The organism is Micromonospora sp. C81 (assembly GCF_018070425.1).
GTDB lineage: Bacteria > Actinomycetota > Actinomycetes > Mycobacteriales > Micromonosporaceae > Micromonospora > Micromonospora zamorensis.
In genome coordinates this window covers 1-23,429 of sequence record NZ_JAGPXS010000014.1, presented here as the reverse complement: position 1 = coordinate 23,429, position 23,429 = coordinate 1, and the positions used below count along the sequence as shown (strand labels likewise).

21 protein-coding genes are annotated in these 23,429 nt (G+C 74.0%); 10 read left to right on the top strand and 11 right to left on the bottom strand.

Annotation, left to right across the window (positions count from 1 at the left end):
• Positions 1–10 precede the first annotated feature (10 nt).
• Together KBX46_RS21805 and KBX46_RS32640 are read left to right on the top strand one after the other, a co-directional pair.
• The gene (locus KBX46_RS21805; RefSeq protein WP_210793872.1) at positions 11–2,485 is read left to right on the top strand and encodes a DUF3488 and transglutaminase-like domain-containing protein; all 2,475 of its coding nucleotides are present in this window, start codon (positions 11–13) and stop codon (positions 2,483–2,485) included.
• A gap of 257 nt (positions 2,486–2,742) precedes the next feature.
• Entirely contained in the window at positions 2,743–3,021 is a 279-nt protein-coding gene (locus KBX46_RS32640) for a hypothetical protein (RefSeq protein WP_247667946.1), read from the top strand.
• 124 nt (positions 3,022–3,145) lie between these two features.
• Here KBX46_RS32640 and KBX46_RS21795 read toward each other — a convergent pair whose 3' ends face one another.
• The 9 genes from KBX46_RS21795 to KBX46_RS21755 form a co-directional block, all read right to left on the bottom strand.
• The gene (locus KBX46_RS21795) at positions 3,146–3,544 is read right to left on the bottom strand and encodes a DUF3040 domain-containing protein (RefSeq protein WP_088949394.1); all 399 of its coding nucleotides are present in this window, start codon (positions 3,542–3,544) and stop codon (positions 3,146–3,148) included.
• Positions 3,545–3,660: 116 nt separating this feature from the next.
• A complete protein-coding gene (locus KBX46_RS21790; RefSeq protein WP_088949395.1) occupies positions 3,661–4,923 on the bottom strand; it encodes a DNA polymerase IV in 1,263 nt (420 codons plus the stop codon).
• Positions 4,924–4,986: 63 nt separating this feature from the next.
• Positions 4,987–6,153 carry an alkaline phosphatase family protein gene (locus KBX46_RS21785; protein ID WP_210793870.1) on the bottom strand — a complete coding sequence of 389 codons (1,167 nt, stop codon included), beginning with the start codon at positions 6,151–6,153 and terminating at the stop codon, positions 4,987–4,989.
• Complete coding sequence (locus tag KBX46_RS21780) at positions 6,150–6,926, bottom strand: methyltransferase domain-containing protein (RefSeq protein WP_210793869.1); 777 nt, start codon at positions 6,924–6,926, stop codon at positions 6,150–6,152. Before KBX46_RS21780 ends, KBX46_RS21785 begins: the two co-directional genes overlap by 4 nt.
• Before the next feature lie 67 nt (positions 6,927–6,993).
• A complete protein-coding gene (locus tag KBX46_RS21775) occupies positions 6,994–7,170 on the bottom strand; it encodes a hypothetical protein (protein WP_172862076.1) in 177 nt (58 codons plus the stop codon).
• Positions 7,171–7,264: 94 nt separating this feature from the next.
• The gene (locus tag KBX46_RS21770; RefSeq protein ID WP_210793868.1) at positions 7,265–10,681 is read right to left on the bottom strand and encodes an error-prone DNA polymerase; all 3,417 of its coding nucleotides are present in this window, start codon (positions 10,679–10,681) and stop codon (positions 7,265–7,267) included.
• 108 nt (positions 10,682–10,789) lie between these two features.
• Positions 10,790–12,634, bottom strand: a complete 1,845-nt coding sequence (locus tag KBX46_RS21765) for a DNA polymerase Y family protein (protein WP_210793867.1) — start codon at positions 12,632–12,634, stop codon at positions 10,790–10,792.
• The gene (locus KBX46_RS21760) at positions 12,631–13,356 is read right to left on the bottom strand and encodes a hypothetical protein (protein ID WP_099856054.1); all 726 of its coding nucleotides are present in this window, start codon (positions 13,354–13,356) and stop codon (positions 12,631–12,633) included. The genes KBX46_RS21765 and KBX46_RS21760 overlap by 4 nt, the downstream gene beginning before the upstream one ends.
• A gap of 102 nt (positions 13,357–13,458) precedes the next feature.
• Positions 13,459–13,908, bottom strand: coding sequence for an SAV_6107 family HEPN domain-containing protein (locus KBX46_RS21755; RefSeq protein WP_088949400.1), 450 nt, complete (start codon positions 13,906–13,908; stop codon positions 13,459–13,461).
• A 725-nt stretch (positions 13,909–14,633) separates the two neighbouring features.
• Here KBX46_RS21755 and KBX46_RS21750 point away from each other — a divergent pair.
• The 6 genes from KBX46_RS21750 to KBX46_RS21725 are packed head-to-tail and all read left to right on the top strand — an operon-like array spanning position 14,634 to position 19,923.
• Positions 14,634–15,122, top strand: coding sequence for a YbaK/EbsC family protein (locus KBX46_RS21750; protein WP_088949401.1), 489 nt, complete (start codon positions 14,634–14,636; stop codon positions 15,120–15,122).
• Positions 15,119–15,856, top strand: coding sequence for a monooxygenase (locus KBX46_RS21745; protein WP_088949402.1), 738 nt, complete (start codon positions 15,119–15,121; stop codon positions 15,854–15,856). The genes KBX46_RS21750 and KBX46_RS21745 overlap by 4 nt, the downstream gene beginning before the upstream one ends.
• Positions 15,853–16,404: a GNAT family N-acetyltransferase gene (locus KBX46_RS21740; RefSeq protein WP_088949403.1), complete on the top strand. Its 552-nt coding sequence runs from the start codon at positions 15,853–15,855 to the stop codon at positions 16,402–16,404. Before KBX46_RS21745 ends, KBX46_RS21740 begins: the two co-directional genes overlap by 4 nt.
• Entirely contained in the window at positions 16,401–17,300 is a 900-nt protein-coding gene (locus tag KBX46_RS21735; protein WP_210793866.1) for a carotenoid biosynthesis protein, read from the top strand. The genes KBX46_RS21740 and KBX46_RS21735 overlap by 4 nt, the downstream gene beginning before the upstream one ends.
• On the top strand, positions 17,297–18,424 hold the full coding sequence (locus tag KBX46_RS21730) for a glycosyltransferase family 2 protein (protein ID WP_210793865.1): 1,128 nt from the start codon (positions 17,297–17,299) through the stop codon (positions 18,422–18,424). Before KBX46_RS21735 ends, KBX46_RS21730 begins: the two co-directional genes overlap by 4 nt.
• A gap of 11 nt (positions 18,425–18,435) precedes the next feature.
• Complete coding sequence (locus KBX46_RS21725) at positions 18,436–19,923, top strand: NAD(P)/FAD-dependent oxidoreductase (protein WP_210793864.1); 1,488 nt, start codon at positions 18,436–18,438, stop codon at positions 19,921–19,923.
• Between the two features lie 24 nt (positions 19,924–19,947).
• Here the strand turns inward: KBX46_RS21725 and KBX46_RS21720 are convergent, their stop codons facing one another.
• Positions 19,948–20,637, bottom strand: coding sequence for a CDP-alcohol phosphatidyltransferase family protein (locus KBX46_RS21720; RefSeq protein WP_088949407.1), 690 nt, complete (start codon positions 20,635–20,637; stop codon positions 19,948–19,950).
• A gap of 44 nt (positions 20,638–20,681) precedes the next feature.
• Positions 20,682–21,599: a methylenetetrahydrofolate reductase [NAD(P)H] gene (gene metF, locus KBX46_RS21715; RefSeq protein WP_088949408.1), complete on the bottom strand. Its 918-nt coding sequence runs from the start codon at positions 21,597–21,599 to the stop codon at positions 20,682–20,684.
• Positions 21,600–21,847: 248 nt separating this feature from the next.
• Between metF and KBX46_RS21710 the strand changes: the two genes are divergently transcribed.
• Together KBX46_RS21710 and KBX46_RS21705 are read left to right on the top strand one after the other, a co-directional pair.
• Positions 21,848–22,237, top strand: a complete 390-nt coding sequence (locus KBX46_RS21710; protein ID WP_308159658.1) for a helix-turn-helix transcriptional regulator — start codon at positions 21,848–21,850, stop codon at positions 22,235–22,237.
• 9 nt (positions 22,238–22,246) lie between these two features.
• A complete protein-coding gene (locus KBX46_RS21705; protein WP_210793862.1) occupies positions 22,247–23,329 on the top strand; it encodes a polyprenyl synthetase family protein in 1,083 nt (360 codons plus the stop codon).
• The last annotated feature ends 100 nt before the right edge of the window (positions 23,330–23,429 follow it).

The following is a 23,429-nucleotide window of genomic DNA, read 5'->3' as shown; positions in this document are numbered from 1 at the left end:
GGTTCCCCTCATGATCGCCAGTCGGAACATCGGCCTGGTGGCGGCCACGGCCACCCTGCTGGCCGCCGCGCCGCTGTCGGCCATCTTCCAGAGCTGGACGTGGCTCATCCAGTCCGTCATCGCGGTCGCCGTGGTGGCCGGGGTGGCCGCGTTGACCCGCCTCGCCCGGGCCCCCCTGTGGGGTCAGGTGCTGGGCATGCTGGCCGGCCTGCTCCTTGCCCTGACCTGGTTGTTCCCCAGCGGCGCGGAGCTGCTCGCCGTCCTGCCCACGCCGGGCACGCTCGCGCACTTCAACGATCTGCTCGCCGGTTCCATGCAGGACATGCGCTCGTACGGCGTCGAGGTCCCCGACACCGACCCGCTGCTGTTCATCACCGTGCTCGGCGTCGGTGGGGTCGCCGTCCTGGTCGACGTACTGGCCGTCGGGTTGCGCCGACCCGCGCTGGCGGGGCTGCCGATGCTCGCCATCTACTCGGTGCCGGTCGCCGTCTACGTGGACAGCGTCCCCGCGGTGCCGTTCGTGGTGGGCGCCGCCGGTTACCTCTGGCTGCTGGTCACCGACAACGTGGACCGCGTACGCCGCTTCGGGCGCCGCTTCACCGGTGACGGCCGTGACGTCGACGTGTGGGAGGCCTCGCCGCTGGCGTCCGCCGGCCGCCGGCTCGCGGCGGTCGGGGTGGCTCTGGCGGTGATGCTGCCGCTGGCGGTGCCCGGCATGACCGGCGGGCTGCTCGACTCCCTCAGCCGGAGTTCGGGCAACGGCACCGGCAACGGCACCGGCTCGGGCGGCACATCGGGTCGGATCGACCTGTTCGCCTCGCTCGCCGGCCAGCTCAACCAGTCCCAGGTAGCCGATCTGGTCAAGGTCACCACGTCCGAACAGAGCCCGTTCTACCTGCGCTACGCGGTCGCCGACGAGCTGCGCCCGGGTGGTTTCCAGGCGCGCAGCCCGAGCGGTCGGCCCGCCAACCGGGACCTGCCGGACCCGGCCAAACCGGCCGATCGGGGCGTGCAGCAGACCACCTACCGGGCGACCGTCGAGGTCACCAAGAGCCTGAGCATGGGGCTGATGCCGGTGTACGCCGAGCCGGTGCGCACCGAGGACCTCAACGGCAACTGGCTCTACGACCCCAACCAGCAGGTCGTCTTCTCCAACCGGGAAAACTCCCGGGGCCGCAAGTACTCCTTCGACTACGTCCGCTCGACATACACTCCGGCGGTGCTGCGGGCCGCGCAGCCGCTCGGGGCCGACCTCCCGGTACGCCGGCAGCTGACCGCCACCCCCGAGCGGGTGCCGGAGGTGGAAGAGCTGGTCAAGGGGCTGGTCCAGGGCAAGCGCACCGACTACGACCGGGTGCTGGCCATCTACCAGCACTTCTCGGCGGACAACGGGTTCAGCTACCGGTTGAGCACCGAGAGCGGCAGCAGCGGGCAGGACATCGTCAACTTCCTGACCAACAAGGTCGGCTACTGCCAGCAGTACGCCGCCGGGATGGCCTGGCTGGTCCGCGCGGCCGGGATCCCAGCCCGTGTGGCCTTCGGCTTCACCAACGGCAGCAAGCGCGACGGTGACACCTTCACGCTGACCAACCTCAACCTGCACGCCTGGACCGAGGTCTTCTTCAACGGCCTCGGTTGGGTGCCCTTCGACGCCACCCCGGCGTCCGGGGTGCCCGGTTCCACCCGGTCGGCCTGGGCACCGGACACCGACGCACCGGATCCGACCACCCCGGGCACGGGTGTCACGGACGCCCCGACGGGCCCCGAGGCCTCAGCTGGGCCGGCCGGCCCGGACAACGCCGACCGGGACACCGACGAGGGGCTTGCCCTCGGCGGAACGACGCCCGACGAACAGCCGCCGACCTGGCCCTGGTGGGCGGCCGGCATGCTGGCCCTGCTGCTGCTCCTGGCGGTGCCTGCTCTGCGCCGGGTCGCGCTGCGGCGCCGACGCGGTGGCCGGGCGGCGAGCGCCACGGTGGCCGCCACCACCGTCGCCGACGGCACCGAGCCGGGGACCCGCCTGGTCACGGTCGCCGCGGACGCCAACCGCGCCCGCGCGGACGCGCACGCCGCCTGGTCGGAGCTGCTCGACACCCTGGTGGACTTCCGGGTTCCGGTCGACCTCACCGAGACGCCGAGGGCGACCGCGGACCGGCTCATCCGGGACACCCTCAGCGACGACACCGCCGCTGTGGAGTCGGCGCGGTTGCTCGGCAAGGCGGAGGAACGGGCCCGCTACGCGCGGGATCCGCTGACCGGTGAGCGGTTGCTGCCGGCGCTGCGCACGGTCCGCGGGGCGCTCGCCGCACGGGCGGACCGACGGACCCGCATCTTCGCCGCCGTGTTGCCGCCGTCGGTGCTGCTGCGGTGGAGGACCGGCATGGCGGACACGTCCGGTCGAATGGCGGCGCTGACCGGGCGGACCCGGTACCGACTGCTGCGCTGGAACCCACGACGGCTGATGGCCGACCGGGCGGCGCGCTGAACAACGCAGGTCCAGGTGTGGGGCGGCGGTCGGTGGACCGCCGCCCCACTCTGCATCAGTCGCCACCGCCCAGCGCCCCCGGCGCGGGTCACCCCGCCCCGCCACCCGCGTCGGTCCCCCGTCGCCCGTCGACCCGTGGGCCAACGAGCCAGCGAGCCAGCGAGCCAGCGAGCCAGCGAGCCAGCGAGCCATGATCAGTTGATGGTCAGTAGTTGCAAACGGCTTCCCGCAACTACTGACCATCAAGTGATCACGGAATGCGGAGCACGATCATGGGGAAAGGGGGCCGCAAGGCTGCCGTGGGCTGGGTCAGCGTTTCCGGGAGAGCCGGCGCTCGCGCCCGGGGAGACACGAGAGAGACCGGCGGAAAGGGGACCGCCAGAAGGAAGACCGCGGGAAGGAAGACCGCGGGAAGGAAGACCGCGGGAAGGAAGACCGCGGGAAGGAAGACCGCGGGAAGGAAGACCGCGGGAAGGAAGACCGCGGGAAGGAAGACCGCGGGAAGGAAGATCACCGGCAAGGAAGCCGCCGGATAGGAGGCGGCACGCAGAGGGGCGCGCGGATGCCACTGAGGTCGCCGGCGGGAATGCCCGGCGACCCACTCGTCGCGACGTACGGCCGCCTCAGCGGCGTACGTCCCGCCTCAGGGGCGGGACTGGCCTACCGGTGTCCCTCCGGGCGCTGCCGCCACCTGTCCTCCATGCGGTCCAGGAGTGACGACTTGCGACCGGATCGGCCACCGCGGGGGCGACGACGACTCGTCGTGCCGCCCACCACGTGCAGGTCAGGTGATTGTGCCCGCCGGTGCGACTGGTACGCGAACGCGGCCGACGCCAGCATGACGACGAAGCCCGCCACCGCCAGCGGTGGAGTCTTGATCACCGCGCCATAGACCAGTAGAGCCAAGCCAGCGATGATGACGCCGGCGGCGACGAGCAGGCGACGCCGCGCATGGAAGCGCGGATCGCTGGCGCGCACGGCCGAGGCGAATTTGGGGTCCTCGGCAAGCGACTGCTCGATCTGCTCGAACAGCCGCTGCTCGTGCTCCGAGAGCGGCACGGCACTCCTCCCCGGTCACGTTGGTCGGGCCCATTCGGGCCGACAGACCGTGGCAGCCATCCGGCTGCTTACCCGCAAGTCTACGAGGGGGCTCGCGCGTCGGAAAGCGGGACGACCTACGGGTGGGGTGGATTTTCGTTTCGACGGCTGTCACGGTCGCCCATCAGACTGGCCGGACCTATGACGGACCGCCCGAAACGGGCAGCAGCGGCGTCCACGGCAGCTTCCGCTTCGCGCCAACCATGCTCGGGCGCGCCGAGGGTGAGCTGCCGGGGAGCGCCCTGCGCCGGGGCGAGCCCTTCGACCCGGACGCCGACGAGTCGGATCCGCTCACCCGGGTCCAAAACGGTGTAGAGCGCCCAAACCGTGTCGAACATCTCGCGGGCGGTGTCGGTGGGCACGTCGAGGGTGCGAGAGCGGCTCACGGTGCGGAAGTCGGCCAGCCGGACCTTGAGGGCGACGGTGCGCCCAACCTGCCCGGAGCCTCGCAGCCGGACGCCGACCTTCGCGCTGAGCGCGAGCAGCGCGCGGCGGATCTCCAGTGGGTCGGCCACGTCGACGTCGAAGGTCACCTCGGCGCCGATCGACTTGTCGACGTGCTCCGGGCTGACCCCGCGCGGGTCCCGTCCCCAGGCCAACTCGTGCAGGTGTGCCGCCGAGGCGGCGCCGACCGCCCGACGGATCATGCCCACCGGCGCCTCGGCGAGATCGCCGACGGTGGTCAGGCCGAGCCGGCGCAGCGACTCCGCGGCGCGCTCCCCCACCCCCCACAGCGCGTCCACCGGCAACGGGTGCAGGAAGTCGAGCACCTGCCCCGGGGGCACCACCAGCAACCCGTCCGGCTTGGCCCGGGTGGAGCCCAGCTTGGCCACGAACTTGCTCGGCGCCACCCCGACCGAGCAGGTCAGCGCCTGCTCGGTCGCGACCCGACGGCGGATCAGCCGGGCGATGGTGGCCGGGGAGCCGAAGAGCCGGCGGGCGCCGGTCACGTCGAGGAACGCCTCGTCGAGGGACAACGGCTCGACCAGCGGGGTGACGTCGCGGAAGATCTGCATGACCGCCCGGGAGGCCTCGGTGTAGGCGGTGAAGTCAGGTGGCAGGTAGACGGCGTGCGGGCACCGGGCTCGGGCCTGACTGGTCGGCATCGCGCTGCGCACGCCGTACCGGCGGGCCTCGTAGCTGGCCGAGCTGACCACCCCGCGTGGCCCGACGCCGCCGACGACCACCGGCCGGCCGCGCAGCTCGGGTCGGCGGCGCACCTCGACGGCGGCGAAGAACGCATCCATGTCGACGTGCAGGATCGGGCTGCCGGAGTCGTCGGCGTCCGGCCCGAAGCGCGGATCGTCGTCGCCCCGGGGCAACGACTGGCTGCGGCCCATCCCGGCAGGTTAACCCGGAGGTACGACACCACCAGTCACCGGCGGGCCGCACCGGTACGCCGGTCAGCCGCGGACGACCAGCAGGGGCACAGTCAGCTCGGCCGCGGTGTCCGACCCGTGGTACGCCACCAGCTTCGACGCCATCGGCCGCTCGGTGCGGCTGGCCATGACCGCGTACGTGTCGTTGCAGGTCACCACCACGTCGCCGATCCGCCCCAGGTGTTCCTCGGGCACCGGACCGAACCAGCCGGTGGCCACCACCTCGTCGCGGGTGCGTACCCGCGCCGCGTCGCCCAGCACCTCGGACCAGGCGGCCCGCACGTCGTCGACCGCGCCCTCCTCGACGTGCAGGTAGCGCACCCGGGCCTCACCGGCCACCACCCGCACCCCGGCGCGCAGCCGTGGGTCGGTGTCCAGGTCGAAGCGGTGGTCGGCGGGAATGTCGAGCTGGCCGTGATCGGCGGTCACCAGCAGTGCCGCGTCCGACGGCAGCCCGTCGACCAACCGGGCGATCAGGGCGTCCACCTCGGTGGCGGCGACCCGCCAGGGTGCTGAGTCGACGCCGCTGAGGTGGCCGTGCCGGTCCAGGTCGGCGTGGTAGCCGGAGACCAGGGTCGGGCCCGGGCCGGCGGCCAGCGCGGCCAGCATGGCGGCGGCCACCGCGTCCCCACCGGCGGCGCCCCGGAAGTCGCCGCCCCGGTTGGCGGCGAGGGTCAGCCCACTGCCGCCGAACTCCGGCCGGCTCACCACTGTCACCGTCACACCGGCGGCGCGGGCCCGTTCCAGCTGGGTGGGCACCGGCTGCCAGTGCAGCGGCGACGGGTCCGCGGCCCAGTCGGTGTGGGTGAGCACCCGGTCGGTGCCGGGCACCCGCACGGTGAAGCCGAGCACCCCGTGCGCGCCCGGCGCGACGCCGGTGCCGAGCGTCACCAGGCTGGTCGGTGTGGTGGACGGGAAACCGGCGATGATCGGCCGGGCCACCGTGGCGGCGAGCCCGGCGAGGGTCGGCGCGTACGGGGCGGCGGTCGGCAGCTGGTACCAGCCGAGCCCGTCGACCAGGAGCACGGCGATCCGGCGTACCCCGGCCAACGCGGGGACGAGCGCGAGCGGGTCGGCCGAGCCGGGAACGCCCAGCACGGCGAGCGCGCTGGGCAGCACGTCGGCGAGACGGCCGCCGCCGTGGTGAGGCCCGAGGACCGTCAGCGGCGCCTCAGGTGGCGTGTCGCTCATGCCGGCCGGCGGGCGAAGAGGTGCAGTTGGGCGGCCAGGTCCCGGTACGGAGGTTGGGCGGCCAGCGCGCGTTCCAACTCGACCAGGGCGGCGGACTGCCCGTCGGCGACCGCGGCCGGCAGCAGGTCGGCGAGCACGCGTACCCCGTGGATCTCCTCGACCACGAGACCGGCGGCGCCGAGCAGCGCGGCGGCGCCCGGGGCGTCGTAGCGTCGGCGCAGCGTGTCCCGTGGTCCGGCGGTGCCGGCCGGGTCGGCGGCCAGCGCGGTCGCGACGTCGAGGTGGCCGTTCATCGCGCGGCCCAGCACGGCGGCGGCCCGCCCGGCCACGAGCACACTGGCCGCGCCGCCCGGACGCAGCGCGGTGGCCAACGCGGTCACCACCGGTGCCGGGTCGTCGACCACCTCCAGCACGGAGTGGCAGAGGACCAGGTCGACGCCGGCCGGCTCGACCAGCCCGGCGAGGGCGTCGCCGTCGCCCTGCACGGCGGCGATCCGGTCGGCCACGCCGGCCTCGGCGGCCCGGCGGGTGAGCGCGGCGAGCGCGTCGGGGCTGGCGTCGACCACTGTGACGCGGTGCCCGGCGCGGGCCAGCGGAACGGCGAAACCGCCGGTGCCGCCACCCACGTCCAGCACGGTCAGCTCGACGTCGCCGCGCCGGTCCAGCTCGGCGCGGAGCACCGACCAGATCACGGCGGTACGGGGGGTCAGCGGCGGCCCGGTGAACCGGCCTCGGGTCTGCTCCACCCGGTCGAGCCTAGTCACCTGGTCCATCCTCGCTGCGGACGTGTGGCGGGTGCACCCGCCACACGTCCGGTCGGGTGTGCGGTGCCAGGGTCGGTCAGGACTCGGTGCCTTCGGCCTCGTCCTCCGCCTGGGACCGGCGCTCGTTGGCCACCGGGCCGTTGGTCACCTCGTACTCCCGGGGGTCGGCGAGGTGCGACGGCACCCAACCGGCACCCAGCCGGGTCCGCCGAGCGTTGGCGATTCCACCGGTGTACGCGTGATTGCCCGTCACTTGTCATTCCCCCTCACGGATCACGGGCGGCTCTGCCCGCTCGTGACGAGTCTCCCGCCCAACGACCCGGGAAACCGTAATGTGGATCACTCTCTCAGCGGAAGTCACGGGAGGCGGGGCTGACCGGCGGCTCGATGGCGTCCAGTCGGTCGGCGACCAGATTGGTCACCCCCTCGTTCCGCTGCAACCGCCCCCGGACCACCAGCGCGGCGCTGGTGCGGGCCACCCGCCGGTAGCGCTGCCACAACCCCGGCGAACAGGTGACGTTGAGCATCCCGGTCTCGTCCTCCAGGTTGAGGAAGGTGACCCCGCCCGCGGTCGCCGGACGTTGCCGGTGGGTGACGATGCCACCGACCCGGATCCGCTGGCCGGGCTCCACCCGGCCGAGCCGGGCGATCGGCACCGCGCCGAGCACGTCGAGCTGACCCCGGATGAACCGGGCGGGATGGCTCTCCGGCGACAGCCCGGTGGCCCACACGTCGGCGACCAGCCGGTCCACCGCCTCCATCCCGGGCAGCGTGGGCGCCGCCGCGCCGGTCACCGTGCCGGGTAGCCGTCCCGGCCGGTCCTGGGCGGCCGCGCCGGCGGCCCACAGCGCCTGCCGCCGGGTCAGCCCGAAACAGGCGAAGGCGTCCGCGGTGGCCAACGCCTCCAGTTGCGCGGCGGTGAGACCGACCCGCCGGGCCAGGTCAGGCATGTCCCGGTACGGCCCACCGACCGCCCGTTCGGCCTCGATCCGCTCGGCCACGTCGGCGCCGAGGGTCCGTACGCTGGACAGGCCGAGCCGGACCGCCGGGCCGCCCAACCCCCAGGCGTGCGGCGGCTCCCCCGGCCCGCTGCCCCACCGGGTGTCCGGGGTGGACTCCAGCACCGCCAACGCCGCACTGGCGTTGATGTCCGGGCGACGAACCTCCACCCCGTGCCGGCGGGCGTCGTCGACCAGGGTCTGTGGGGAGTAGAAACCCATCGGCTGGGCGTTGAGCAGCGCGGCCAGGAACGGCGCCGGGTGGTAACGCTTGAGCCAGGAACTGGCGTAGACCAGGTAGGCGAAGCTCATCGCGTGGCTCTCCGGGAAGCCGTAACTGGCGAACGCGGTGAGCTTGCGGTAGACGTCGTCGGCCAACTCACCGGTGATGCCCCGCTCGGCCATCCCGGCGTAGAGCCGGTCGGCGATACGGGTCATCCGCTCGACCGACCGTTTGGCGCCCATCGCCCGGCGCAACTGGTCGGCCTCTGCCGCGTCGAAGCCGGCCAGGTCGATGGCGAGCTGCATCAACTGCTCCTGGAACAGCGGCACACCCAGGGTCTTCTCCAGGGCGTTGCGCATCAGCGGGTGCGCGAAGGTCACCGGCTCCTGGCCGTTCTTGCGCCGGATGAACGGGTGCACCGAACCGCCCTGGATCGGGCCGGGCCGGATCAACGCCACCTCGACCACCAGGTCGTAGAACTCGCGGGGCTTGAGCCGGGGCAGGGTGGCCATCTGGGCGCGGCTCTCCACCTGGAACACCCCGACCGAGTCGGCCCGGCAGAGCATGTCGTAGACCTCCGGGTCGTCCAGCGTCATGTCACCCAGGTCGAGGCTCTGGCCGATCATGTCGTAGCCGTAGTGCAGGGCGGAGAGCATGCCCAGCCCGAGCAGGTCGAACTTGACCAGGCCGACCGCCGCGCAGTCGTCCTTGTCCCACTGCAGGACGCTGCGCCCGGGCATCCGCCCCCACTCCACCGGGCAGACCTCGATCACCGGCCGGTCGCAAATCACCATGCCGCCGGAGTGGATGCCCAGGTGCCGTGGGAACGTCTGCAACTCGTTGGCGTACTCCACCACCTGCTCCGGGATGTTCTCCACGTCGACAGTGGCGACCGAGCCCCACCTGTCGATCTGCTTGCTCCAGGCGTCCTGCTGCCCCGGCGAGTAGCCGAACGCCTTGGCCACGTCGCGCACCGCCGACCGGGGCCGGTAGGAGATGACGTTGGCGACCTGGGCGGCATGTTCCCGGCCGTAGCGGGTGTAGACGTGCTGGATCACCTCCTCCCGACGGTCGGACTCGATGTCCACGTCGATGTCCGGTGGGCCGTCGCGTTCCGGGGCGAGGAACCGCTCGAATAGCAGCCGGTGCCGGACCGCGTCCACATTGGTGATCCGCAACGCGTAGCAGACCGCCGAGTTGGCCGCCGAACCCCGACCCTGGCAGTAGATGTCCTGCTCACGGCAGAACGTGACGATGTCGTAGACCACCAGGAAGTAGCCGGGGAAGCCCAACTCCTCGATCATGTTCAACTCGTGGTCGAGTTGCGCGTACGCCGTCGGGTGCGCCTGCGGCGGCCCGTAGCGCTCCCGTGCCCCGTCGGCGGTCAGCTTCCGCAGCCAGCTCATCTCCGTGTGCCCCGGTGGCACCGGGTACGCCGGCAACTGCGGCGCGACGAGCTGGAGGTCGAAGGCCAACTCGGCGCCGAACTCGGCGGCCCGCGCCACCGCACCCGGGTACGCGGCGAACCGGGCCGCCATCTCCGCGCCGCTGCGCAGGTGGGCGGTGGCCGCCGCGGGCAGCCAGCCGTCGATCTCGTCCAGGCTGCGTCGGGCCCGGACGGCGGCGACGGTGGTGGCCAGCCGACGCCGGCCAGGCGTGGCGTAGTGCACGTTGTTGCTGGCCACCGTCGGCAGCCCGGCCGCGGTGGCCAGGTCGGCGAGCGCGTCGTTGCGGTCGGCGTCGACAGGATGGCCGTGGTCGGTCAGCTCCACCGCCACCGTCTCCGCACCAAAGAGCGCGGTCAGCCGGTCCAGCTCGCGGGCCGCCGCGTCCACCCCCTCGGTGAGCAGCGCGCCCGGCACGTGCCCCTTGCGGCAACCGGTCAGCACCAGCACGTGATCGCGTAGCTCGTCGGCGACCTCCTCCAACTCTCCGTAGACCGGGCGGCCCTTCTCCCCGCCGCGCAGTTGGGCGCGGGCGATGGTGGTGGCCAGCCGGGCGTACCCCTCATGGCCGTGCGCGAGCACCAGCAGGTGCGCGCCGTGCGGGTCGGGTTCGCCGTTCTGCGGGCCGGGCAGCCCGAGGGACAGCTCCGCGCCGAAGATGGTCGGCAGGCCCAGCGTGCGGGCCGCCTCGGCGAAGCGGACCACCCCGTAGAAGCCGTCGTGGTCGGTGACAGCGAGCGCGGTGAGCCCCAGCCGGGCCGCCTCCTCAGCCAACTCCTCGGGATGGCTGGCACCGTCGAGGAAGCTGAAGTTGGTGTGCGCGTGCAGCTCCGCGTAGGGCACCACCCCGTCGGGGCGGGTCAGCTCCGGTGGCTGGTACCGCTCACGGTGGCGGCTCCAGGCCGGGGAGTCTCCCCCGTCGGCGTCCACGGCGAGCGGGTCCACCACGTGCAGGTGCCGCTCGTCGCGCGACCGCCCGCCGCCGGAACCGCCGGAACCGCCCGACCCGCCGTCGCCCCGCCCGGAGCTGCCACTGCCCCGCCCGGAGAGCACCCGTTCCAGCTCCGACCAGGGCATCTTCGGGTTGTGGAAGCTCATTCCCGCACCCTCACCCTGATCGACTCGACCTCCGCGAAGTCGGGCTGTCCGGGTCGGCGGGACACCCCGACTTTCGGAATACCGAGTCGATCAAGCCCGGCTGGACGCTCAGTCATAGATCGCCTCCACCAACCACTGCCCGCCCTCGACGGCGAGCAGCAGGGCGGTGCCGTCGGCCAGGCAGACCTGGAACCGTGCCCGCCGCCGAGCCTCGGCCGGAGCCCACCACCGCTCGTCCACCGGCCACGGGCCGACCCAGCCGACGATCTCCGCCGGCCGGCCGGTGCCGACCACCAGCCGGGCGGGCGGAGCGCTCACCGCCAGCCGCGCGCTGATCACCACCGCCTCACCAGCGGCGTCGTGCACGGTCGCGGCGAGCGGGCTGGGCAGCACCACAGCCGGCGCGGGCGCCGGCAGCCGGCCGGGCCACGGTGGAACCCCGCCGGCACTGTGGTCGGCAGGCCGACCGGCACTGACGGCCCGGCCGCCGCCACTGGCGATCGGCTCGCCGGACAGCGGTGCCCGGCCGGGACGCGCGATCGGCGCACCGGACAACGGCGCCGGACCGGGACGCGCGATCGGCTCGTCGGACAGCAGTGCCGGGCCGGGACGTGCGGTCGGCTCGCCGGACAGCGGTGCCGGGCCAGGACGCGCGATCGGCTCGCCAGGCAACGGCGCCGGACCGGGACGCGCGATCGGCTCGCCGGGCAACGGTGCCGGACCGGGACGCGTGGGGAGGCGTTCGTCGCCCCACGGCACCAGTCGCACCTGGTCGGCCGGGGAGCGACCACCGCCGAGCACCGCGGTGACCACCGCTTCCGGGCCGAGGATGCCCTGCACCCGGCTCAGCGCCCGGTGCGCCCGTTCCCGCTCCTCGCCGGTCTCCCCCCACAGGCCGGCCTGCAGACCGGCCTGGGCGATCACCCCGTCCGGGATCAGTCGCAGCCGGATGATGCCGGCCGTCGGTCGGGCCGGTCGGGCGCCGGTGCGGCCACTGCTGCCGGAGAGCCACCCGTCGAGCTGCCAGCGCACCCGGTCGGCGATGGCCGCGGCGGTGAGCAGGCCGTCGTGCCGCCACACCCGGTGCAGCTCCTGCCCGTGCTCGGTGACCGCCTCGATGCCGAGCCGGGTGCAGGCCAGCCCGTGCCCGGCCAGCCGCTCATGCAACTGCTCAGCCAACGCCCGGGCCACGAACGCGGCCACGTCGACCCGGTCGATCGGCTCGTCCTGCTCGGCGGTCACCGTCAGGTCGGCCGGCGGCTGCCGGACGGCGAGTGGGCGGTGGTCCCGCCCGGCGGCCAGCCGATGGGCCAGCGCACCGTCGAACCCGAACCGGGCCAGCACGTCGCCAGCCGGCAGCGCGGCGAAGTCGCCGAGACTGCGCACACCGAGTCGCCGCAGCAGGTCGGCCAGCGCCGAGCGGCCGAGCGCCTCGACCGGCAACCCGGCCAGGAACTCCGGTGTCCCACCCGGTGGCACCACCCGACCGGAGCGAGCGGCCAACCCGGCCGCGAACACCCCGTCGGCGATGCCGACCTGGCTCTCCACCAGGCACGACTGGGCGACGTGCTCGATGATCCGCTCGGCGGCCGCCTCCTCGCCACCGAGGTAACGGCTCGGCCCGCGGGCGGCCACCGCGCAGGCGCCCGGACGGACCACCTCGACGCCGGCGACCAGCTCCTCCACTGCGGCGACCACCGGCTCGAATGCCCGGGCGTCCCGACCCGGGTCGTAATCCACGACGGTGAGCTGCGGGCAGCGACCCTGCGCCTCCCGTTTGCGCAGCCCTCGGCGCACTCCCTCGGCGCGGGCCCGCTCGGAGCAGGCGACCACCCGGTTGGCGTGCAGCACGGCGACCGGGCCGGTGGCCGGCACCCCGTCGACGATCTCGGCGGCGAGCACCGGCCAGTCCGGGCACCACAGCAGCAGGGTCCGTGCCGGCGTGCCGGTCACTCCCGACCGACCAGGGCGAGCGGCGCGGCCGGACGGCCCACTGTCGACGGCATCACACGCGGGATCACCCGGGTCAGCTCGTCGCCCGGCAGCCAGACCTTGATCTCCTTTGGTCGGGCAGCCGCCCCGCGCCCGCGCGCCGAGACGGTGACCTCCCGGCGGCGCAACCGCCCCCGGCCATGCCCGAGCCCTTCCCAGACTCCACGGACCACCTGCAACGTCACGTCCGCGCCGTCCCACCGGCCGTACGGGACGAGCACACTGCCGCGCTGCCGCGCCCGGGCGGCCAACCGGGTGGCGACCGAGGCGGAGACCGCTGCCGGCACGGTGGTGACCACGACGTCCACGCCGTCGATCAGCGCGGCGACCACTGTGGCCCACTCGGGGCCGGGATTCGGCACCAGGGCCAGCCGGTCCAGGGCGATGCCCAGCTCGGCGGCCGCGCCCGCACCGAACGTCGGCACACCGACCACGGCGCACCACGAGCCGGCCCGGGAGGCCTCGGCGAGCAGAGCCAACATCAGCGAGGTGCCACCGCTGCGCCGGGGCTGGCCGGCGGCAACCGCGATGGTGCTGCCCCGGCGCAGGCCTCGGTTGGGCAGCAGACCGGTCAGCTCGGGCACCACCGGCAGCACCCGGTGCCCGCCGGCCTGGTCGGGCGCGCTCGCCGGGCGCACCAGATCGGCCAGTGCGGCGGAACCGACCACCATGCGGCCCGCCATTGGACCAACTCCCCCGTCGTTGCTGTTGATCAGATCAGGACCGGCACGCCGTGCCACCGGCCGCCCGGCTCCCCCCGCGGGGCGGTCGGTGGCACGGCGGGATCAGGCGGCGAGGCCGTCCAGGGCCGGTTGGTGGGCAACGCCGAGTGCGGTCTCCACCACCGTGACGAACTGTTCGGCGGCACGGAGCAGATCGTCGGCCTCCCGGGCGCTGACCACCCGGGGGATGCCGGCCTCGGCGGCGGCGCGCTTGCTGGCGCCGGCGGCGAAGAACCGGGACCACTCGTCGAGCTCCGGAGCGACGGCGCAGAGGAGGACCCAGACGCTGGTGATCCGGTTGCGTCGGCTCGGCGCGGGTCGGGCACGCGCGGCGAGCAGGGCGGCCGCCGCGCGCAGCGCCGCCAGGTGGGCAGCCGCATAACGCAGACCGTCAGGTCGGGTCTGGCCGGCCTCGACCAGCCCACGCCGGGCCAACGTGAGCAGCTGGGCGGGGGTGCGGTGCGGCAGCACGTGCGCCGGCACCGTCGGTGCCTGAGCCGAGTTGGTCGGCATGGATGTCTCCTCCACATGGCCGAGGCGTCGCCCCGGCGCGCTGATGCCGCCGACGAGACGCCGAGGTCGAGTGGTGCGGAGGAAGACGCACCGGGTGTGGCCGGCCGGGTGTGGATGCTTCCCCACACCACACCCGGCCGGCGTACCGGCGGGTTCGTCGCCCGCCGCCCGGGGGTCGTGGGCGGCGAGCGACGATCCTGCCTGTCGGGACCAGGCTCGCGACTGCCCGGAAACCCAGGTGCGGCCCGCGGAGCCACACCGCCCGGAGCTGGCGCCGCGAAACGCCGCGCTCCGGCTGGTTGGAACGGGCGTTCGAGGCAATCGAACACTCGTTCTAACTGCTCCTGACAGTACACCTCCCCTCCGACGAAAATGCAACGTGTGACGCGCCAGGCGTGCGTACCGAGCGCGGCGGCTCAGCTCGGGGTCGGATAGTCGGGCGGGCCGGCGGCCGGGACGAGGAACGGGCCGGGGTCGCCCCACGCTGCCAGCGCATCGCGTAGTCGCGCAGCCGCTCCGGCGAGATCGACGAGGAAGATCCGTACAACATCAGGAATGTTGCTGCCTCCCGCGCGCCGGAGACAGCAACACCAGGGAAGTTGCGCGGATCTTGGCGCGAAGGTCGGTCATTCACCACGAACGGGACCTGTCGGGCTGGGTCCGATGGGACGGGATGGAACGTGGTCGGCTGAACCCGTCGCCGACTGACCGGGAAGAATGGCGACATGCAGCCACACCCGAACGTACGAGCGGTGCAGGACGCGCTCACCGCCGTCGGCGCGCTCGACGGCACCGGTGAGCCCAGCACGGTCCGCCTGCTTCCCGACGCGGTGCACACCGCCTCGGCGGCCGCCGAGGCGCTCGGCGTCGAGGTAGGCCAGATCGCCAACTCACTGATCTTCGACGCGGACGACGCGCCGCTGCTCGTGCTCACCTCCGGCGCGCACCGGGTCGACACCGCCAGCCTGGCGGCGTCGCTCGGCGTCACCCGGCTGCGCCGCGCCACCCCGGAGTTCGTCCGGACACACACCGGGCAGCCGATCGGCGGTGTCGCCCCACTCGGGCACCCGCACCCGCTGCGCACCCTGGTGGACACGGCGCTGACGGCGTACCCCGAGATATGGGCCGCGGGTGGCGTACCGCAGGCGGTCTTCCCGACCACCTACACCGAGCTGCTGCGGGTCACCGCCGGCAGCCCGGCCGAGGTGGCGTGAACGCCGCACCGGAGCTCGTCACGCTGCACGTGTGGCGGACCTCCCGCGCCGCGCTGCCCCGGGCGCTGACCCGGATGGCGGTGGACCCACGCCGGTTGCGCTCCCTCCCGGGCGTTCGGTTCGGCAAGCTGCTGGGCACCGGGACCGGCACCGGATTCGGGCCGGGGGACGCCGACCTGACCCGGTGGGCGGCGCTGACCGTCTGGGACTCCCCCGCAGCGGCGGCCGGCTTCGACGACTCGGCGGTCGGGCGTGCCTGGGCGCGCATCGCCCACGCCTCCGCCCGGGTGGACCTGCGCCCGCTGACCAGCCGAGGCGAGTGGTCCGGTCAGCGGCCGTTCGGTGACCCGCCGGGTGGCCGGGTCACCGGCCCGGTGCTGGCGCTGACCCGGGCTCGGCTGCGGGTCCGCCGGGCAGCCACCTTCTGGCGGGCGATCCCCCCGGTGGCCGCCGCCCTGCGCGACGCGCCCGGGCTGTTGGCCCGGTTCGGGGTCGGGGAGGCGCCCTTGGGTTGGCAGGGCACGGTGAGCGTGTGGCGCGACCCGACGGACCTGGTGGCGTTCGCGTACCGTCACCCGGAGCACCGGGCGGCGATCATGCGAACCCCCACCGAGGGCTGGTACGCCGAGGAGTTGTTCGCCCGGTTCGAGGTGCGCGACGTGGTCGGCGACCGGTCGGTGCTCGGATGGGTCGCCGACGGTGGCCCGGAAACAGTGAAGGGTGGACGGGCATGAGGTTGGTGCGCTGGACGCCGGACGATCTCGTCCGGCGGCTGGACGACGTGGTGACCGTCTACGGCGAGGCGATGGGATACCGCACCGACCTGCTGGAGGCCCGGCGCGGTTACATCGCCACCCACGTCCGCCGGCCGGGTTTCCGGGCGGTCGCCAGCCTGACCAGTGAGGGTCACCTCGCCGGCTTCGGTTACGGCTACCTGGGCGCCTCCGGTCAGTGGTGGCACGACCAGGTGCACCGGGCACTGGACGCCCCGACCCGCCAGCGCTGGCTCACCCACTGCTTCGAGGTGGTCGAGCTGCACGTCCGGCCACCGGCGCAGGGGCACGGTCTGGGCGCCGGCCAACTGCGCGCGCTGCTCGGCATGGCCGAGGGTGACACCACGCTGCTGTCCACCCCGGAGGCCGACGAGCAGACCTCACGGGCCTGGCGGTTGTACCGGCGCTTCGGTTTCGTCGACGTGCTGCGCAACTTCCACTTCCCCGGCGACGAGCGGCCGTTCGGCGTACTCGGTCGGGACCTGCCCCTCGAACCACCGGCGTCATGACCCGACGGATCTCCTGGGCGCTGCTCGCCATCCTGGTGCTCGCCCAGATCTGCTACCCGCTCACCACCGGCGCCACCAGGGCCGGGCTCACCGTGGCCACCGTCGTGCTCGGGTGGCTGCTCTCGGTCGGCCACGCGCTGCTCAGCCGGGGCCCTCGGGTGGCGGCGGCGCTGGTCGCGGTGGCCACCGGCGGCGGGTTCGCGATCGAGGCGATCGGGGTGGCCACCGGGGTGCCGTTCGGCAGCTACGACTACTCCGGCGAGCTGGGCCCCAAACTGGCCGGAGTGCCGCTGATCATTCCGCTGGCCTGGACCTGGATGGCCTGGCCGGCCTGGCTGGCGGCGGTCCGGCTGACCGGCGGCAGCGCGTCGCGGGCCGGTGACAGCGGTGCGACGGCCGGCGGCTGCACATCGGGGACAGGCCGCGGCGGGTCGGCGGTCGGGCTGTGGGTACGACGGATCGCGCTGGCCACCGTGGGGCTGGCCGCCTGGGATCTCTTCCTCGATCCGCAGATGGTGGCCGAGGGCTACTGGGTCTGGCGGGACGCCACCCCGGCGTTGCCCGGCCTGCCCGGCATCCCGGTCAGCAACTACCTGGGCTGGCTGCTCTTCGCGGTGCTGATGATGAGCGCGCTGCGCCCGCTGGCCGGGCCGGCCGCCGAGCACACCGACCGGCGGGATCACCCGATGGTCGCGCTCTACCTGTGGACGTACTTCTCCAGCATCCTGGCCCACGCCGTCTTCCTCGACCTGCCCGCCTCGGCGCTCTGGGGCGCCGCCGGCATGTCGGTGACAGCCGTACCGCTGGCGGTGACCCTGCTGCGTGCCCGGCGGGCTCGCGACACCCGCCGGGAGGACCACCAGCCGCACCGGCCCGGCGTCGACGCGACCCGATGACCGTCCTGCTCGCCCTGGTCATCGCCATCGCCGCGTTGACCGGGCACACCTGGCTCAACGCCACCCGCTGGCTGCGCAGGCCCACCGACCAGCCCGACGAGGTCGACGAGCGGGTCGCCGTGCTGCTGCCGCTGCGCGACGAGGCCAACCGGGTCACGCCCTGCCTGCGCGCCCTGCTCGACCAACGCGGCGTACCCGGGCTGCGCGTCGTGGTCCTCGACGACGGGTCCACCGACGGCACCGCCGACGTGGTCCGCGCGGTGGCCGGCGACGACCCCCGGGTGACGCTTCTCACCGGGATCGCCCCACCGCCGGGCTGGCTGGGCAAACCGCACGCCTGCTGGCAACTGGCCACCCGCGCCGACCCGGACGCCACCGCGCTGGTCTTCGTCGACGCCGACGTGGTGCTCGCCCCGCACGCCGTGGCCGCGGCCGTCACCGAGCTGCGTGCCGCCCGCGCGACGCTGCTGTCGCCGTACCCCCGGATCGTGGTGGCGACGGCGGCCGACCGGCTGGTGCAGCCGCTGCTGCAGTGGCTCTGGCTGACCTTCCTGCCGCTGCGCGCGATGGAGCGCTCGTCGCGGCCGTCGCTGGCCGCGGCGGGCGGCCAGTTCCTGGTGCTGGACCGGGCCGGCTACACGGCCGCCGGCGGGCACGTCGCGGTCGCCGACAAGATCCTGGAGGACGTCGAGCTGGCCCGGGCGGTCAAGCGGTCCGGTGGGCGGATCGCCCTGGCCGACGGCTCCCGGCTGGCCACCTGCCGGATGTACGACGACTGGCCGCAGCTACGCGACGGGTACTCGAAGTCGCTCTGGGCGTCGTTCGGGCACCCGGGAGCGGCAGCGGCCGTGGTGGCGTCGCTGCTGCTGCTCTACACCGCACCGCCGCTGATCGCGCTGGCCGGTGTGGCGACCGGCGCGCCGGGGGTGGTCGCCGCGGGCCTGGCCGGCTATCTGCTCGGGGTGGCCGGGCGGGTGTTCACAGCCCGGGCGACGGGGGGCCGGTGGTGGCCCGACGCGCTCGCACACCCCGTGTCGGTCGTGGTCCTCGGTTGGCTGACCCTGCGGTCGTACCATCTGCGAAAGCGACGCCGCCTGACCTGGCGGGGTCGCCCGGTCAGCTAGGAGGACGCGGAATGGCGCGGATCGTGGTCGTCGGCGCCGGGGTGGGTGGCCTCGCCACCGCCGCCCGGCTGGCCGCCACCGGGCACCAGGTGACCGTCTTCGAACGGGCCGGCACGGTCGGCGGCAAGCTCGGCCGGTACACGCACGACACCTCGGCCGGGTCGTTCCACTTCGACACCGGGCCGAGCCTGCTCACCCTGCCCGAGGTCTTCCACGACCTGTTCGAGGCGACCGGGGCGAAGCTCGACGAATACCTGGACCTGGTTCCGCTGGACCCGATCGTCCGGCACGTCTTCCCCGGCAGCGGCCCGGCACTGGATTCGTGCGCCGACCCGGTGGAGTTCGCCACCCGGATCGGTGCCGCCTTGGGCGACCGGGCGGCAGCCGACTGGCAGCGGCTGTGGCGTCGGGCCGCGCGGGTGTGGAACGCCTCCTCGCGGGACATCCTGCGTCGTACCGTCGACTCCCCCCGCGACCTCGCGTCGCTGGCCTGGCGGGTCGGTGACCTGGCCGCCATCGCCCCGGGCCGCACCCTGCGTGGCCTGGGCCGCCGGCACCTGTCCGACCCGCGGCTGCGGATGATGCTGGACCGGTACGCCACCTACACCGGCGCCGACCCGCGGCGGGCGCCGGCCGCGCTGGTCGCGGTCCCGTACGCCGAGCTGGCCTTCGGTGGCTGGTACCTGCGCGGTGGGCTGGGCACGCTCGCCGACGCGCTGCTCACCCGCTGCCTGGACCTCGGCGTGGTCGTGCAGACCGACGCCACGGTCACCCGGATCGACGCCACCGGTGGCCGGGTGCACGGGGTACGCCTCGCCGGTGTCACCGCGCCGGTGCCCGCCGACGTGGTGGTGGCCAACGTGGACGCTCTCACCGTCTACCGTGACCTGCTGCCGCACCCGCGTCGGCTGGCCGGGCTGACCGACCGCAGCCTCGCCGGCTTCGTGCTGCTGCTCGGCGTCTCCGGCAGCACCGGGCTGGCCCACCACAATGTCTTCTTCCCGCGCGACTACGACGCGGAGTTCGACGCGATCTTCGGCGACCCCGGGCGCGGCGTACGGGCCCGGCCGGCGGCCGACCCGACGGTGTTCGTCACAGTGGCCGACGACCCGATGGTCCGCCCGGCCGGGCATGAGGCGTGGTTCGTGCTGGTCAACGCCCCTCGGCAGGGCACCGCGGCGGGCGCTGTCGACTGGCGACGGCCGGGGCTGGCCGACGCGTACGCCGATCGGGTCCTGGACGTGCTGGCGCGGCGCGGCATGGACGTGCGCGACCGGCTGCTGTTCCGCGAGGTCCGCACCCCGGCCGACCTGGACGCGGCGACCGGAGCGCCGGGTGGCTCGATCTACGGCACCGCCGGCGGGCTGCTCCGCCCCGCCAACCGGGGCCCGGCCAACGGGTTGTGGCTGGTGGGCGGCTCCACCCACCCGGGCGGCGGGTTGCCGATGGTGACCCTTTCCGCGCAGATCGTCGCCGACGAGATCGGCCCCGCCTGGTAGGCGCGGGGCCGTACGCTCCGGGGCTCAGCCGGCGTCGAGCAGCGCGCGGCGGATGGTGGAGAGCAGCTGCCCGAGGCCGAACCCGGCCAACAGCACCCACACCGCGGTCGCCATGGTGATGGTGCCGGCGGCCAGCTCCGGCTCGATCAGCCCGGCCAGCCCCGCGACCAGCAGCCCGGCCAGCGCCACCGAGACCCGGGTGGGACGTTCGCCCACGGTGACCGCGCCGATGTCGCGCATGCCGGCGGCGACCGCCCGGGCTCGGACGTACTCGTGCAGCCAGGACAGCGCGCCACCCGCGACGACCAGCGCGCCCGGCGCGCCGAGCAGCCAGAACGCCAGCAACCACGCCACCTCACCGAGCCGGTCGGCAACCGAGTCGTAGACGTAGCCGAGTCGGGTGGTGCGGCTGGTGGCGACCGCCACCGCACCGTCCACGCTGTCCGCCACGGCGGCGAACAGCACGAACAACGCGCCCAGGAAGGGCCCGTTGCCCGGGCGGGTCACCAGCAACGGTACGCAGAAGCAGAGCAGCACCCCGGCCACTGTGACCGCGGTGGGGCTGACCCGCAGCCGGCCCAGCACATAGCCGACGTGGTACGCGAATCGCAGCCAGGCGCGGACCACCGGGGCCGCGACCCGAGGGTCGAACCCGCCGTGCAACCGCGCCCACGCGGTGGCGTACTGATCCCAGTTCAGCTGTGTGCCCACCACGGATCAACCGTCGTGCCGGGCATCAGGTGTCGCAGAAGCAACGTTCACACCCGCGCGCCGGCCTTCAGGTTCTGCCAGACCTCGCGCGTGGCCGTGGACCGGTTGAGGGTGATGAAGTGGATCCCGGGCACACCCTCGTCCAGCAGTCGGCGGCACATCTCGCTGGCCTGCTCGACGCCGAGCCGGCGGACGGCCTCCGGGTCGTCGGCGACACGCTCGAAGCGGGCCGCCAGCGCCGGCGGGAAGGGCGCGCCGGACAGCTGCACGGACCGCTCGATGGTGCCGATCTGGGTCACCGGCATCACCCCGGCCAGGATCGGGGTGTCGCAGCCGGCGGCGGCCACCCGGTCGCGCAGCCGCAGGTAGTCGTCGGCGTCGAAGAACATCTGCGTGATCGCGAATTCCGCGCCGGCACGGCACTTGCGGACGAACTGCGCGGTGTCGCTGGCCACGTCGGGCGAGCGGGGATGCTTGTACGGGAAGGCGGCCACGCCGACGCTGAAGTCGCCGGCATCGCGCACCAGGCGGACCAGGTCCTCGGCGTAGTCCACGCCCTCCGGGTGGCGGATCCACTCACCACCCGGGTTGCCCGGAGGGTCCCCGCGGACCGCCAGCACGTTGCGCACTCCCACCCCGGCGAGCCGGCCGATCACGTGCCGCAGCTCGGCGACGGAGTGGTCGACAGCGGTCAGGTGGGCCATCGGCAGCAAAGTGGTGTCGGTGGCGATCCGTTCGGTCACCGCCACCGTGGTGTCCCGGGTCGACCCGCCCGCGCCGTACGTGATCGACACGAACGACGGGCGCAGTGACTCCAGCTCGCGGATGGCCTGCCAGAGCAGCCGCTCCCCGGCGTCGGTCTTGGGCGGGAAGAACTCGAACGAGAAGGTCGGCTGGCGCTCACGGATGAGCTCCCCGATCGCCGGTTGCGGATTGGGGAGGACCGAAGGAAGACCGAGCGCCACGACCCGACTCTAGCTGGCGACGCCACCGCGACCCAGGCGCTTCCCACCCGGTGACCCGTGCCGCCCCGCCCGTCCCGGCGCGGTGGACGCACGGGTGTCGTACCCCCGGGGTAGGAATGGGTGGCGTGGGAGGGGCGGCGGGGGCGGCTCCGGGGTTCCGCGCGGGGGTCAGCAACCGAGCGGTGACGCCGGTCCCGGCCGGTCGGCCGGGCGGGTCGTCACCACACCGACGCCCGCCAGGAGGACCCGTGACCCCACCCGTAGCGCCGCGCCCCGCGCAGCTCGGGCCACTGCTGGCCCGCTGCCGGCTGGCCCGCGGCTGGAGCCAGCAGCACGCCGCCGCCGAGTTGTGTGCCGCTTCCAGAGTGCCGACTCTGAGCCGGCATGAGGTCTCCCGCTGGGAACGACAGCGCCGCGTGCCCGGCGGTTTCTGGCTCGGCTGGCTCGCTGTCGTCCTGGACGTGCCGCTGGTGACGCTCGCCGAGGCCGCCGCAGCCACCCGTCGGGCCGGCTCGACAGGAGCCGCCGGTCCGGGCCGCACCGCACGGGCCGGCGCGCCACCGGCGGGGCGCACCGGTCCGGGCCGCACCGGCGGGACTACGCGTGGCGGGAGAGCGCGGGTCAGGACGACCCGCTAGCGTCGGGGAGTGACCCAAGCTGCTCCCGTGTCTCCCGTCGACCGCGCCGGCCTGCGCCAACGCGTCGACAAGGCCCTCACCGAATTCCTCGCCGGTCAACGGGGCCGGCTCGCCGCCGTGGATGACGCCCTCGCCCCGGTGGCCGAGGCGATCGAGGCTTTCGTGCTCGGCGGCGGCAAGCGGCTGCGTCCGGCATTCGCCTACTGGGGGTTCCGGGGCGCTGGCGGGGTGGACGGCGACCAGGTGGTCACCGCCCTGGCCGCGCTGGAGTTCGTCCAGGCCAGCGCCCTGATCCACGACGACCTGATGGACCGCTCCGACACTCGCCGCGGCGAGCCCGCGGTGCACCGGCGGTTCGCCGCGCGGCACCGGGAGTCCGGCTGGGGCGGCGACCCGGACGGCTTCGGCGACGCCGCGGCCCTCCTGCTCGGCGATCTCTGCCTGGTCTGGTCCGACGAGCTGCTGCACTCCTCGGGCCTGGATCTCCAGGCGTTGGCCCGGGCTCGGCCGGTCTTCGACGAGATGCGCACCGAGGTCACCGTCGGGCAGTACCTCGACGTGTTGACGCAGGCCACCGGGGACACCTCGGTGGAACGCGCCAGCAAGGTCGCCCGCTACAAGTCCGCGAAATACACGGTCGAGCGTCCGCTGCTGCTCGGTGCCGCGCTGGCCGACGCGACGGCCGACGTGCGGACGGCCTACTCGGCGTACGGGCTGCCGCTGGGCGAGGCGTTCCAGCTCCGCGACGACGTGCTGGGGGTCTTCGGTGACCCGGCGCTGACCGGTAAGCCGGCCGGGGACGACCTGCGGGAGGGCAAGCGCACCTTCCTCGTGGCGGCGGCCGGGGAGGCAACCGACGACGCGGGCCGCGAGCTGCTGTTCAGCCGGCTCGGCGACCCGGAGCTGGACGAGCAGGGGGTGGCCCGGCTCCACGAGCTGATCACGGCGAGCGGGGCGCTCGCCCGCACCGAGCAGCGGATCGTCACGCTCACCGACGCCGCGCTGGCCGCCCTGACCGCCGTGGACCTCGACACCGAGGCCCGCCAAGCCCTGGTGGACCTGGCCATAGCCGCAACCCGCCGAGCCGACTAACCCACCCCGGCCCCTCTCTGCCCCTCTCCCCGGCCTCCGCTCCCCCGGTCGATCATGAAGTTAGCGGCGTCCGCGACGGCGTGTCGCGCCGCTAACTTCA